Raw genomic sequence first — 12,605 nt, 5'->3', positions numbered from 1 at the left:
GATCATGGTACCAGCGCCAAGCGGCGTCCGACCACGCGCCGCGCGGGCCGCGGGGTAATGCGCGCATGATCCTGCGCCGCGCCGAGCGTTTTATCGCCCGCGAACTGCTGGTCACGCAGACCGCGGTCACCGTCGTGCTGTTGCTGGTGATCATCGGCGGTGTATTGGGGCGGGTGCTGCGCGATGTCGCCGAGGGCAGTATCCCCGTGGATTTCCTGCCGGGCATGGTCGCCTTCGGCGCGTTCAAGGGCATTGTCTTCCTTTGGCCGGTGGCGCTGTTCCTGGCCTTCATGCTGGTGCTGGGCCGGTTGCAGCGCGACAGCGAGCTGGTGGCGCTGCAGGCCAGCGGCATGTCCTTCGCCGCGTTTTATCGCGCGCTGTTCTGGGTGGCTGCGCCAGCCACGCTGCTGTTGCTGGTGCTGATGACGCTGGTGGTGCCACGCACCGAGGCCCAGATCGATCAACTGCGCGACCTCGCCGAGACACGCTCCGACCTGGTCGGCATCACGCCCGGGCGCTTCCTGCGCTCGCGGGTTGGCGAGCAGGTCTTCTTCGCCGAGCGCTTGAGCGAGGACCGCGAGGCCCTGCTGGAGGTGTTCATCTACCGCGAGGTCGACGGCGAGGCGCAGGTGACCGTAGCCGAGCGGGCGATCCCCGATCCGGGGGCCGAGGGCAGTGGCTTCCTGATCCTCGAGAACGGCTATCGCCATGTCGGCGTGCCGGGCGAGGGCAGCTTCCGCATGCTCGAGTTCGAGCGACTGCGGACCCAGATCACCGAACCGGATGCCGGGGCCGGGCGGCGCTCGCTGAACGCGATGTCGACGCTCCAACTGTGGGCGGAGCGTGATCGGCCGGAACACCGTGCGGAGCTCGAATGGCGCATTGCGATGCCACTGTCCATCCTGGTGCTGACCCTGATTGCACTGCCGCTGGCCCAGGTGCCGCCCCGTTCCGGGCGTTATGCCCGCATCCCGGCGGCCATCGGGGTCTACGTGCTGTACGCGAACTTCCTGATCCTGGGGCAGGGGCAGCTGGCGGACGGCCGCACGCCACTGGCCCTGGGGCTTTGGTGGACGCACGGCCTGATGCTGGTTCTCTGGCTGTGGCTGGCCTGGCGCAAGGGCATGCTGGGCCTTGGCCGGGGCGCGGGTGGCGGCCCTCGCCGCGTCGAGCGTGACGAGGTGGCTTCGTGACGACCGTGCTGGGTCGCTACATCATGCGTCAGGTCCTGATCGGGACGGCGCTGGCCGTGGTCCTGCTGGTGGCGCTGGATGCGGTCTTCGCGCTGATTGACGAGCTGCGTGACACCGGGCGTGGCAACTATGGCCTGACCGAGGCGCTGCTGTATGTGGCGCTGACCCTGCCGCGGCGGATGTACGACATGCTGCCCCCGGCGGCGCTGCTGGGCGGACTGCTGTGGCTGGGCAATCTGGCCGCCAACAGCGAGCTGACCGCGATGCGAGCCGCTGGGATGACGCTTGGGCGCTTCATCGGCTGGGTGATGCAGGCCGGGCTGGTGGTCGTGGTGGTGATGGTGGTGGTCGGCGAATTCTTCGCCCCGGCCGCCGAGAGCCGCGCGCAGAACCTGAAGGCGAGCGCCTTCGATGAGCAACTGAGCGTGAGCCCGATCGGCCTGTGGGCGCGCGATGGCCAGCGCATGGTGCAGGCGGATGCGGTGCTGCCGGGCAATCGCCTGATCGGCGTACGCATCATCGAGGTGGATGCGAACCGCGAGCCGCGCGAGATCACGCGCGCCCAGAGCGCGCAGTACGAGGACGGGGCCTGGCGGCTGCAGGGCGTGGAGCGTTCGCGGTTGTCGCTGGAGCGCGTCGAGGCCGAACGCCTGGAGGAGGAGACCATCGAGCGCCTGATCGCGCCGGAGTACTTCGACGTACTGGTGGTCGAGCCGAGCCAGATGGCGGCGCAGAACCTGGCGCGCTATATCGACTACCTGCAGGAAAATCGCCTGGACTCGGCCCCCTACGAGGTCGCGTTCTGGCAGCGACTGACCCTGCCGGCCAGCACCTTCGTGATGCTGCTGCTGGCGATCCCGTTCCTGTTCGGCTCGCAGCGCGAGGGTGGTGCCGGGCGGCGCCTGTTCATCGGCATCGCCATCGGCGTGTCGTTCGCCATCGTGATGCGCGCGATGACCCATCTGGGGCTGGTCTACAACCTGCCCCCGGTGGTTGCGGCGAGCCTGCCGGTGGTGCTGTTCCTGATCCTTGCGCTGGTGGCGCTGCAACGCATGGGGCGTCAGACATGAGGGGCTGGCTGCGCGGCGGGTTCCTGATCCTGCTGGCGGCCCTTCTGGCGGCCTGTGGTGGCGCGGGCCCGGGCGACTTCGAGCCACTCCCGCGCCAGGCCACGGTGCTCGCCTTCGGCGACAGCGTGACCCACGGGACCGGGGCGGGCTCGGGCGAGGACTATCCGGCGCGGCTGGCGGCGATCACCGGCTGGACGCTCATCAACGACGGGGTGCCGGGCGACCGCGCCAATAGCGCCCGCGGGCGCCTGGAGCCCAGCCTGCGCGAACACCAGCCGGACCTGGTGCTGATCTGGCTGGGCGGCAACGACTTTCTGCGCCAGCGCGATCCCGCCGCGGTCAAGGAGGATTTGCGCGCCCTGGTGGCAGCGGTGCATGAACACGGGGCCCAGCCATTGCTGCTGGGGGTGCCGCGGGCCTCGGCCCTGGGGGCCGCCACCGGGCGCCTGCGGGACGATCCGATCTATCGCGAACTCGCCCGCGAGGAACAGGTGGCCCTGATCGAGGGCGTGCTCTCCGGCGTGTTGTCCGAGCGCGACCTGCGTGCCGACCCCGTGCACCCCAACGCCCGTGGTTACCGTCGCATCGCCGACGAGATTGCCGAGGCCCTGGACGACCTCGGCCTCTGGCTCGCCCCCTGAGGGTTGTTCAATTAGCAACGAGCTTCAGCCCATTGCAGGGAACGTTCTCCCAAAGGCAGGCTCCTTCCGCCGCGGTAGGGTGCTGTTGAGCGCAGCGAAACGCACCATTTCCCGCGTTGTGCCCGTTCCTTGATGGGATTCGCTGCGCTCATCCCATCCTACGCCCCTACGATCCGGCGGCTGGTTGAACGTGATCGCTCATCAGGACGGCTTTTGACCTTGCCCGTCTTCGTGTGCTTCGTGGTGAAATAAAAAACCGGCTCGGGATCAGCTCTTGCGGTTCTGTTTCCAGCGCGGCTTGGCGAGACCCTGGATGCGTACCAGTTCGGTGCTGGAGAGCCAGTCGTGCAGCATCCAGCGGCGCGGGTGGAACTGCGACAGGCCGAGCGCGAACAGCGCCGCCGCCGTGACCACGGTGATTGCCACGGCGCCGTGCTCGCGCACCGCCCAGATCGCCATCAGGATTACTAGCCACTGGGCCACCGCGACCAGGTAGCGCAGGGTGGCCTGCCAGGCATTGACCGCGTGGCCCCCCTCGGTGCGCAGCTGGATGTTCCAGGCCTGCATGCCAAGTGTCTGTCCGGTGCGGGTCCAGAACCAGTAGAAGAAGCCCCAGGCCACGATCAGGTTGAGCACGAAGTGCACACGCGGCGAGTACAGCCCGGTGGTATTGCCGAGGACAACCACCAGCAGGCCAAGGACCATCCAGATCGCTACCAGCAGCAGGGCATCGTAGACGATGGCGGCCAGGCGGCGGAGCAGGCTGGTCGGCTGGCCGTCGACGGACGAGGCGGCGGTTTCGGTCATGGGATTCCCGGATGGTTCTGGATTTGGCCGCAGGCGCGGAGTGGGCGTAGTCTTGCCGTATGGAGCGACGCTTTCAACGTATCCCTCTGGAATTTCCGGCTACCCTGCTCACCGACGGCGGGGACTGCGCGGTTCGCGTGGAGGATATCTCCCTGAAGGGGGTGCTGCTGGAGGGCGCGGATCTTCCGGTCCTGGCCGATGGGGACGAGGTCAGCGTCGATATCCCGCTCAGCGGCGAGGCGCGCATCACCGTCGAGGGCCGCGTGTGCTGGCACGAAGGCCTGTGGCTGGGCGTGGAGATCGAGGCGATGCCGCTCGAATCCGCCTCGCACCTGCGGCGCCTGGTCGAGCTCAACCTGGGTGACGAGGCCCTGCTGGAGCGGGAATTCGCCGCGCTCGTCCAGTCCCCCTGAGCGCGGGCGGCAACCCGGGTCACACCTCCGGGAAGATCTCCCGGAACGGCAGCACCTCCACCCAGTCCCCCGCCCGGGCCCCGCTGGACTCGCGGGGCAAAACCACGTAGGCGTTGGCCTCGCTCATCGCGCGCAGCTGGTGCGAGCCCTGGCCGCCGGCTGCGCGGACCACCCAGCCGCGGTCGTCAGTCTCGAGTAACGCGCGCTGGAAGTCCTTGCGGCCCGGGGTCTTGTACAGATCCTCCAGCAGGCGGGCGTTCAGGGTCTGCGGCTCGGTCGCGTCGCGCCCGGCCAGCTGCAGCAAGGCCGGGCGCACCAGCAGGGCGAAGGTGGTCATCACCGCCACCGGGTTGCCGGGCAGGCCGAAGAAATGCGCGCGGCCGAACTGTCCGAATGCCAGTGGCCGTCCGGGCTTGATCGCCAGCTTCCAGAAACCGACTTGTCCCGAGGCCTGCAGTACGCGGGTCACGTGATCGGCATCGCCCACCGAGACGCCCCCGGTGGTGATGATCATGTCCGCGTCCGCACCGGCCCGGGTCAGGGCTCGTGAGACCTCCGCCTCGGTGTCGCGGATCACGCCGTAGTCCAGTACCTCCACCGGATAGGCGCTCAGCAGCGCGCGCAGGGTGTGGCGGTTGCTGTCGTGGATCTGTCCCGGGCCCAGCGGTTGATCGACGGGGACCAGTTCGTCCCCGGTCGAGAAGAAGGCCACGCGCGGCCGGCGCAGCACGCTTACCCGGGCGATACCCTGACTGGCCAGGACCCCGATCTCGGCGGCGCCGATGCGCTGCCCGGAAGCATATAGCGGGCTGCCGGCGGCGGTGTCACTGCCCGGTCCACGGATGTTGTGTCCCGTTGTCAGGCCGCCGTTTTGCAGGGTGATCGATTCCCCGTCCCGCTGCACCTGCTCCTGCATGATGACCAGTTCGGCCCCGGCCGGGACGACCGCGCCGGTCAGGATGCGCAGGCACTGGCCGGGCTGCAGCTCGCCATCCCAGGGATGCCCGGCCGCTGATGTGCCCACCAGTGCGAGACAGGCCCCGTCCGTTGCGTCCGCGGCGCGCAGGGCGTAGCCATCCATGGCCGAGACCGCCGCCGGTGGCACGTCGATGCGTGCGTGAATCGGCTGGGCCAGGGTGCGCCCGAGGGCCTCTTCCAGCGTGACCTGTTCGCTCTGGGTGATCGTCCGGCAGGCCTCCAGGATCGCGGCACGGGCCTGTTCCAGGGTCTTGGCGCTGGGGTCGAATTCGTCGCAACCGGGGGCAGCCTCGGGCATGGGATGTCTCCGCTTCAGGGATGGATATTCAGGTAGTCGATGATGAAGGCGGCCACCGCGTCGGGGTCGTTGACCGGCAGCAGTGGGCCGTCGAAGTCCAGGGTCGGGGCATCGGTGGCCACCGCGATCACCCCGGCGACCTCGCGGTACAGCGGCGGCTTGCCGACCGACGGGCGGTGCACCTCGATCTTCGGCAGGTCCCACTGCTTGAAGCCCTCGACCAGGATCAGGTCGGAGCGTCGCGGGTCCAGCCGCGCGCACAGCATGTCCAGATCCGGCACGCGGCCGTCGTCGGTCTCCGGCGTCTCCACCATCAGGGCGTAGCGCCGCCCGGAGGCGACCAGCATCTGGTCCGCCCCTGAGTGGCGCAGCTCAAAGCTGTCCTTGCCCGGCTTGTCCACGTCGAACTCGTGGTGGGCGTGCTTGATCATTGCCGGGCGCAGGCCGCGGGCGCGCAGGGCCGGGATCACGCCCTTGAGCAGGGTGGTCTTGCCGCTGCCGCTCCAGGCGGCGAAGGCGATGCGGGGCAGGGGCGAGGGGATGGTCGGCTGGGTCATGGGCGTCGTTCCCGGGCACTGCGGTTCGGGATCGAAAGTATAGCGATCATGATCAGTCCCTCCCCAGGTCATCCGGTGTGTTGATGTTGGCGAACGCCTGCGGCTGATCGGAGAAATCGACGGGGATTGCCCCCATGTCGCGAAACCAGCGTCCCGCGGCCAGGGACCCGCGCTCCAGGTCGTCCAGCAGGGCCTGCGCCAGGGTCGGGCGCAGCAGCGCGAACAGCGGCTGCAGCCGTTCGCCGTCGTGGGCGACCGCGGCCGGGGCGTGTTCCCGGTCCACGGCCTGTTGCAGGCGTTCGCCGAGATCCCGCGGGCAATGCGGGGCGTCCACCGGGGCGCACAGGAGGTTCTGGCCGGGGAAGGCTGCGAAGGCCGCCGCGATCCCGGCCAGCGGGCCGCGGTAATCCGGGTGCCGATCGCACAGACAGGGAAACCCCAGCGCCCGATAGCGGTCGATATCGGTATTGCTGCTGATGGCCAGCTGTGCGGCCTGGGGCTGCAGGCGCTCGATCGCGTGTTCGATCAGCGGGCGCCCGTGGTACTCGACCCAGCCCTTGTTGCACCCGCCCATGCGGCGGCCCTGGCCGCCGGCCAGGATCACGGCGGTGAGGGTTTCGGGCGGGGTCTGCATTGCCTGCGTTTCCATGCGGGTCTGCGGGTTCGGCGCCGGTCCGGGCTTTGGTTTATCGTGGTGGTGTCGGCTGTCGCGTGTGCGCACGCAGTGTACGACGAATCCATCCTGACGGGAGAGGAAGCCCATGCGGGTTCCATTCGGGCGCAACGCGGGACAGGGCGGATGGCGCCCCTGGCGACATCTGTTGTGGCTGGCCTTGCTGGTGCTCGGTGCGGGCTGGCTGGTCGCGGCGAGTATGGCCGATACCGGGGATCGCCACGGCCTGATGCTGACCGTGGAGGACGCCATCGGCCCGGCCACCGGCGATTACATCCGTCGCGGCATTGAACGCGCGGAGGCGGAAGACGCCGAGATCCTGATCCTGATGCTGGATACCCCCGGCGGACTGGATTCCAGTATGCGCAGCATCATCAAGAACATCCTGCAATCGGACGTGCCGGTGGTGACGTATGTCCACCCGGCCGGCTCGCGCGCGGCCAGTGCCGGGACCTACATGCTCTATGGGTCGCATGTTGCGGCCATGACCCCGGCCACCAATCTGGGGTCGGCCACGCCGGTGCAGATGGGGGGCGGTGGGCTCCCGGGCATGGATCCGCCGGAAGCGGGCGAGGACGCCGACGAGGCCCGTGGCGACGAACGCAGCGACGACGATGCGGACGAGGCGCCAGCGGGCGAAAACGGAGCGCCTGACGGCGAGGTGGAGCCGGCCAGCGAGGAAGAGCTGCTGGAGGACGAGGCGGCCCCGCGGCGTGGCGACGACGCGATGGGGCGGAAGGTGCTGGAGGACGCGGTCTCGTACATCCGCGGTCTGGCCGAGCGTTATGATCGCAACGCCGACTGGGCGGAGGAGACGGTACGCGAGGGTTCCAACCTGACCGCCTCCGCGGCGCTGGAGCAGAACGTCATCGACTTTGTGGCGGACAACCTGGACGACCTGCTCGCCCAGATCGACGGGCATACCGTGCGCATGCACGACGGTGAGCGCACACTCTCCACCGAGGGACTGGAGATCGTGCGCATGGACCCGGACTGGCGCACCCAGTTGCTGTCCGTGATCACCAACCCGAACATTGCCTATATCCTGATGCTGCTGGGGATCTACGGCATCATCTTCGAGCTGGCCAATCCGGGCGCGATCTATCCCGGCGTGATTGGCTCGATCGCGCTGATCCTGGCGTTCTTCGCGCTGCAGGTGATGCCGGTGAACTATGCGGGTCTGGCGCTGATGCTGCTGGGGATGATCTTTATGGTCGCGGAGGCCTTTGTGCCCAGTTTCGGGGCCCTGGGCATAGGAGGAATCGTGGCGTTTACAACCGGTTCGATCATTCTGTGGGACGACCCCAACCTGAATGTGGCCCTGCCGCTGGTGATCGGCACGGCCATCGCCATCGGCATCCTGTCGGTCTGGGTGCTGGGGCGTCTGTTCAGTCTGCGGGGCAAGAAGCCCGCCACCGGCCATGAAGAGATGATCGGCATGCTTGGCGAGGCGCGCGAGGACTTTGAACGCAGTGGCCGGGTCTGGGTCCACAGCGAGCAGTGGAACGCGGAGACCTCGGCACCCGTGCGCGAGGGGCAGAAGGTGCGGGTGACCGCCATCGACGGACTCAAGTTGCAGGTCGAACCCGCGACCGAAGAGGACACCCCGGGCACTGCACCGACCGGCTGACCGGTCGGTGCAGTACTCACAACGTAGAAGGAGCAGGACATGAACGATCTCGGTTTCTTTGTCGTTCCGCTAGTCATCCTGATCGCCATCATCGTGATGTCGATCAAGGTGCTGCGCGAGTACGAGCGTGGCGTCATCTTCTTTCTGGGGCGGTTCCAGGCAGTCAAGGGTCCGGGCCTGATCATCGTCATCCCGGGCATCCAGCAGATCGTGCGGATCGACCTGCGCATCATCACCCTCGATGTGCCCAGTCAGGACGTGATCTCCCAGGACAACGTGACGGTACGGGTCAACGCGGTGCTGTACTTCCGCGTGGTGGATTCGGCCAAGTCGGTGATCCAGGTGGAGGACTACTACGCCGCGACCAGCCAGCTCGCGCAGACCACATTGCGCTCGGTCCTCGGCAAGCATGATCTCGATGAAATGCTCTCCGAGCGCGACAAGCTGAACAACGACATCCAGGAGATCCTCGACTCGCAGACCGACGCCTGGGGCATCAAGGTCACCAACGTCGAGATCAAGCACGTCGACCTGGACGACTCGATGATCCGTGCGATCGCCCGCCAGGCCGAGGCCGAGCGCGAACGCCGCGCCAAGGTCATCCACGCCGAGGGCGAATTGCAGGCGGCCGAGAAGCTGGTGCAGGCCGCGCAGAAGATGGAGGCGAGCCCGGCTGCGCTGCAGCTGCGCTACCTGCAGACCATGGCCGACATGTCGACCAACGGCACCGCCAACAGCATCTTCTTCCCGCTGCCGCTGGAACTGACCAAGGTGTTCGAGAGCCTGGCCGGAAAATTCCGCGCCGAGACCCCGGGGGCACCGGGCAATCCGGGCAATCCCGGGGGCGGCCAGCCGTAACGCGTGACCAGCGCCGAGACGACCTCGTCGCCCCTCGATCGTTTCCTGGACGAGCTCTGGGCGGTCGAGGGGCTCTCCGATCACACCCTGGCGGCGTACCGCCGCGACCTGGAGGGCCTGGCGCACTGGCTGGAGCCCAGGGGCGTGGACCTGGAGACCGCCGGGGCGCCCGACCTGCTGGGGTACATCAGCGCGCGCATGCAGGCCGGGGCCCGGCCGAAGTCCATTACCCGGGCGCTGTCCAGCATCCGGCGTTTCTATCGCTATCGGGTCTATCAGGGCGAGCGCGAGGATGACCCCAGTGCCGGGATCGAATCGCCCCGCGCCGGACGCCCGTTGCCGGCCAGCCTGTCCGAGGCCCAGGTGGACGCCCTGTTGCAGGCGCCCGACCTCGAGACCGCGGTGGGCCTGCGCGACCGCGCGATGCTGGAGCTGATGTACGCCACTGGCCTGCGCGTGTCGGAACTGGTGGGCCTGGAGCAGTCGGAGGTGAACAGCCGTCAGGGTGTGGTGCGCATCACCGGCAAGGGCGACAAGGAACGCCTGGTGCCGCTGGGCGAGGAGGCGGCGCACTGGCTGGCCCGTTTCCAGCGCGAGGCGCGGCCGGACCTGATGGATGGCCACCCGCCCTGCGAGGCGGTGTTTGTCACCCGCCGCGGGCGCGGGCTGACGCGCCAGGCCTTCTGGTACCGTATCAAGGCTCATGCAAGGAGTGCCGGCATCGAATCGCCATTGTCGCCGCATACCCTGCGCCACGCCTTCGCGACCCACCTGCTCGATCACGGGGCGGACCTGCGCGTGGTGCAGATGCTGCTGGGCCACAGCAGCCTCTCGACCACGCAAATCTATACCCACGTCGCACGCGCCCGTCTGCAAAGCCTGCATGCGGAACATCATCCCCGCGGCTGACGTCTATTACGCACTCTTGCCAGCTTTCGCAGGTTCCCCGCGTGGGGGCTGCTAGACTGGCTCTGTTTTCTGTACTGACACGAGAGAATCCATGCTCCTGAAACGCGTTCTTCCCCTTGCCGCGGCCCTGGCCGTGTTCAGCACCCCGGTCATGGCGACCGATGCCATCGAGGAAACCATGGCCCGGGTGATTCCGGATGCCGAGGCCGACAGCATCCGGGAGACCCCGATGGCTGGCATCTACGAGGTGCGCTACGGCACCGATATCCTCTATGTGTCCGGGGACGGCCGCTATCTGATTCAGGGCAACCTGGTCGATCTGGACACCCGCGAGAACCTGACCCAGGCCGCGCTCAGCGGGGTGCGCGCCGACATGTTCGCCGCCATCGGCGACAGTGAGCTGGTGACCTACTCGCCGAACGGTGACACTCGCGGTGTGCTGAACATCTTCACCGACCCGAACTGCCCCTACTGCCGCGAAATCCACCAGGACCTGCCGGAGTATCTGGCGGCTGGCATCAAGGTGCGCTACCTGATGTTCCCGGTCCTCGGTCGCGATTCTCCGGAGATCATGGATCGCATCTGGTGCGCGGATGACCGCGAAGACGCGATGGACCGTGCCAAGGAAGGCGACAAGCTGAACGACATCGACGGCAGCTGCGCCACGCCGCAGGATCAGCACATGGCCATGGGCCAGCAACTTGGGCTGCGCGGCACCCCGGCACTGATCACGGAGAGCGGACAACAGATGTCCGGCTACCAGGAACCGCAGGCGGTGATCGAGCGCATCCTCGGCAGTAACTGATATCCAGGCGCCGGGTCGCGCATTGCGATCCGGCTGCGGGATGGAGATGACATGCTCGAGTATCAGCTGAACGTCGAACGGGTGGACGCGCACGGCAGCCTGGCACACGCCAAGCAGGCCGAGGTCACCCTGGACACCGACATGGACGGGCGCGACGATGCCCTGAGTCCGCCGGAGCTTTTGCTGGCGTCACTCGGTGCCTGCATGGTGCGCGGCATCCAGCGCGCCCTGCCGATGCTGCGTATGGAGGTGGACAGCATCTCCATCCAGTTGCGCGGCTGGCGCCAGGACGACCCACCGGCCATCGCGAAGATCGAGTATCGCGTCGAAGTCGGCACCGATGCCGATGAGGAAATGGTCGAGCTGCTGCACCGCAACGTGCAGAAGGGCACCATCTACTCCACCCTTGCCGCCGGCACCCAACTCACCGGCGAGGTCGTCGCCAGGCAATAGGTCATGCAACAGGTGGGAAGCCCCCTGTGGGAGCGAGCTTGCTCGCGAAGCCTCCGCCCGCGCCTGCGGTTACCTCCGCAGGGAGGAAGCTCGGGCCGATGGGCTTGGCCACGGCCCGATCACCGAAGGGGCTCGGCTCCGGGGGTGCCGACGTGTAGGAGATTCTATGTCTCTCCACAAGGGATCTTAGGTTGGTAATCGGTCTGATTTTTCATCAGGGCGAAGGCGACGCGGGCCAGCTTTCGAGCCAAGGCGTTCAGTGCCTGGGTCGTCGCCAGGCCACGGTCCAGGCAGCGCTGGTAGTAGTCGCTCCAGGCGGCTTTCGACTTGGCCTGCATCGCGGCCAGATAGAGCAGCCGTCGCAACTCTGGATCGCCCTGTTTGGTGAGTTTGCGCTGCCCCCGTTTCGTGCCGGAGTCGCGTATGCGGACATCCAACCCCAGGAAGGCAACGAACGCATCACCGCTGCGGAAGGCGCCGCGATGGAACGCCATCGTCAAGCCGGTGGCGGTGAGCGGGCCCACACCCTCGATCTGCTGGCAGCGTCGGGCGTGATCCGACCAGCCGGCGCGACCGACCGTCTCGCGCAGCACACGCTGGAGGACAGCGTCCAGCCGACCGATCTCCCGGAGCAGATCCTTCAGATTGGACTGCAGTTCGGGTACGCCTCGCAGGCTCTGCTCCAGCATGACCCGTGCCCGCACCAGCGTGGCACGCCGGCGCAGCAGCTTTTGCAGGGTCCGGTAGCCCTCGGGTGGCGGTGTCCAGGGGCGCAGTTCGTCCTGTTCGCGTTGCAGATAACGCACCAGAAGCCGAGCATCCCCGGCATCGGTCTTGGCCCGGCCACCGATGCTCTCGCGGTAGCGATTGAGGCGATAGCCATTAATCAGATACACCCGGTGGCCCTGATGATGAGCCTCCAGCGCCAGGGCCAAGTGATAGTCGTTGGTGGCTTCCAGGGCAAAGTCGGCCGGACCCTCCAAGCCACGGACCCACCGGCGGATCGCCGGGAGCTCGTTGGGACACGGCTGTGCGGTTTCACCGTCGATGCTGATCCACAACTCGGCCTTGCCGACATCGACCCCGATCCGATGCGTTGCCATCATCACACCTCCCGAGCTAGCTTGGAGTTGTCTGTCGGGGCCTCACCGAACGCTGGCTTGCCATCTATCGTCGGTCCCGTGCCGATCGATTCCTTATCGGCGTTTAAGGTGAGGGGTGGGACGAATTCTCCTACCGTCTGTGCCACAGGCCAGATGCCGGCCTCGTCCCTCCACCCCGACAGACCCTTTCTAGGCCTGCCGGGGTTAAACATACAAG

General features: G+C 67.4%; 14 protein-coding genes. 9 read left to right on the top strand and 5 right to left on the bottom strand.

Annotation, left to right across the window (positions count from 1 at the left end; genetic code table 11):
- Positions 1 to 65 precede the first annotated feature (65 nt).
- From lptF to F792_RS0102100, 3 genes are read left to right on the top strand one after another with little or no spacing between them, the layout of a single operon-like run.
- Positions 66 to 1,193: an LPS export ABC transporter permease LptF gene (gene lptF, locus F792_RS0102110; protein ID WP_018168185.1), complete on the top strand. Its 1,128-nt coding sequence runs from the start codon at positions 66 to 68 to the stop codon at positions 1,191 to 1,193.
- Positions 1,190 to 2,263 (top strand): LPS export ABC transporter permease LptG, encoded by a 1,074-nt coding sequence (lptG, locus tag F792_RS0102105; RefSeq protein WP_018168184.1) that lies wholly within the window; start codon positions 1,190 to 1,192, stop codon positions 2,261 to 2,263. The genes lptF and lptG overlap by 4 nt, the downstream gene beginning before the upstream one ends.
- On the top strand, positions 2,260 to 2,904 hold the full coding sequence (locus F792_RS0102100; RefSeq protein WP_018168183.1) for a GDSL-type esterase/lipase family protein: 645 nt from the start codon (positions 2,260 to 2,262) through the stop codon (positions 2,902 to 2,904). The genes lptG and F792_RS0102100 overlap by 4 nt, the downstream gene beginning before the upstream one ends.
- A 267-nt stretch (positions 2,905 to 3,171) precedes the next feature.
- On the opposite strand, the gene F792_RS0102095 is transcribed toward F792_RS0102100, so the two are convergent.
- Positions 3,172 to 3,711 (bottom strand): RDD family protein, encoded by a 540-nt coding sequence (locus F792_RS0102095; protein ID WP_018168182.1) that lies wholly within the window; start codon positions 3,709 to 3,711, stop codon positions 3,172 to 3,174.
- A gap of 59 nt (positions 3,712 to 3,770) precedes the next feature.
- On the opposite strand from F792_RS0102095, the gene F792_RS0102090 reads away from it, so the two are divergent.
- Positions 3,771 to 4,124: a PilZ domain-containing protein gene (locus tag F792_RS0102090; RefSeq protein WP_018168181.1), complete on the top strand. Its 354-nt coding sequence runs from the start codon at positions 3,771 to 3,773 to the stop codon at positions 4,122 to 4,124.
- Positions 4,125 to 4,143: 19 nt separating this feature from the next.
- Here F792_RS0102090 and glp read toward each other — a convergent pair whose 3' ends face one another.
- Genes glp through mobA form a run of 3 tightly spaced genes read right to left on the bottom strand, consistent with a single transcriptional unit; the run spans position 4,144 to position 6,591 of the window.
- Complete coding sequence (glp, locus tag F792_RS0102085) at positions 4,144 to 5,400, bottom strand: gephyrin-like molybdotransferase Glp (RefSeq protein WP_018168180.1); 1,257 nt, start codon at positions 5,398 to 5,400, stop codon at positions 4,144 to 4,146.
- A gap of 14 nt (positions 5,401 to 5,414) precedes the next feature.
- A complete protein-coding gene (mobB, locus tag F792_RS0102080; protein ID WP_018168179.1) occupies positions 5,415 to 5,957 on the bottom strand; it encodes a molybdopterin-guanine dinucleotide biosynthesis protein B in 543 nt (180 codons plus the stop codon).
- Between the two features lie 52 nt (positions 5,958 to 6,009).
- The gene (mobA, locus tag F792_RS0102075) at positions 6,010 to 6,591 is read right to left on the bottom strand and encodes a molybdenum cofactor guanylyltransferase MobA (RefSeq protein WP_018168178.1); all 582 of its coding nucleotides are present in this window, start codon (positions 6,589 to 6,591) and stop codon (positions 6,010 to 6,012) included.
- A 127-nt stretch (positions 6,592 to 6,718) separates the two neighbouring features.
- Between mobA and F792_RS0102070 the strand changes: the two genes are divergently transcribed.
- The 5 genes from F792_RS0102070 to F792_RS0102050 all read left to right on the top strand — a co-directional run bounded on the left by F792_RS0102070 (position 6,719) and on the right by F792_RS0102050 (position 11,285).
- Complete coding sequence (locus F792_RS0102070; protein ID WP_018168177.1) at positions 6,719 to 8,260, top strand: nodulation protein NfeD; 1,542 nt, start codon at positions 6,719 to 6,721, stop codon at positions 8,258 to 8,260.
- A gap of 39 nt (positions 8,261 to 8,299) precedes the next feature.
- A complete protein-coding gene (locus F792_RS0102065) occupies positions 8,300 to 9,118 on the top strand; it encodes a slipin family protein (protein WP_018168176.1) in 819 nt (272 codons plus the stop codon).
- Between the two features lie 3 nt (positions 9,119 to 9,121).
- Positions 9,122 to 10,027, top strand: coding sequence for a site-specific tyrosine recombinase XerD (xerD, locus tag F792_RS0102060; protein WP_018168175.1), 906 nt, complete (start codon positions 9,122 to 9,124; stop codon positions 10,025 to 10,027).
- Positions 10,028 to 10,118: 91 nt separating this feature from the next.
- Complete coding sequence (locus F792_RS0102055; RefSeq protein WP_018168174.1) at positions 10,119 to 10,832, top strand: DsbC family protein; 714 nt, start codon at positions 10,119 to 10,121, stop codon at positions 10,830 to 10,832.
- A gap of 51 nt (positions 10,833 to 10,883) precedes the next feature.
- Complete coding sequence (locus F792_RS0102050; RefSeq protein ID WP_018168173.1) at positions 10,884 to 11,285, top strand: OsmC family protein; 402 nt, start codon at positions 10,884 to 10,886, stop codon at positions 11,283 to 11,285.
- 164 nt (positions 11,286 to 11,449) lie between these two features.
- Here the strand turns inward: F792_RS0102050 and F792_RS0102045 are convergent, their stop codons facing one another.
- Positions 11,450 to 12,391 (bottom strand): IS110 family transposase, encoded by a 942-nt coding sequence (locus F792_RS0102045; protein ID WP_018167930.1) that lies wholly within the window; start codon positions 12,389 to 12,391, stop codon positions 11,450 to 11,452.
- Positions 12,392 to 12,605: the final 214 nt, after the last annotated feature.

It is taken from the genome of Thioalkalivibrio sp. ALMg9 (genome assembly GCF_000380625.1).
Classification (GTDB): domain Bacteria; phylum Pseudomonadota; class Gammaproteobacteria; order Ectothiorhodospirales; family Ectothiorhodospiraceae; genus Thioalkalivibrio; species Thioalkalivibrio versutus.
Note: the sequence above shows the minus strand (reverse complement) of the source record. Positions and strands in the feature narration are given on the sequence as shown.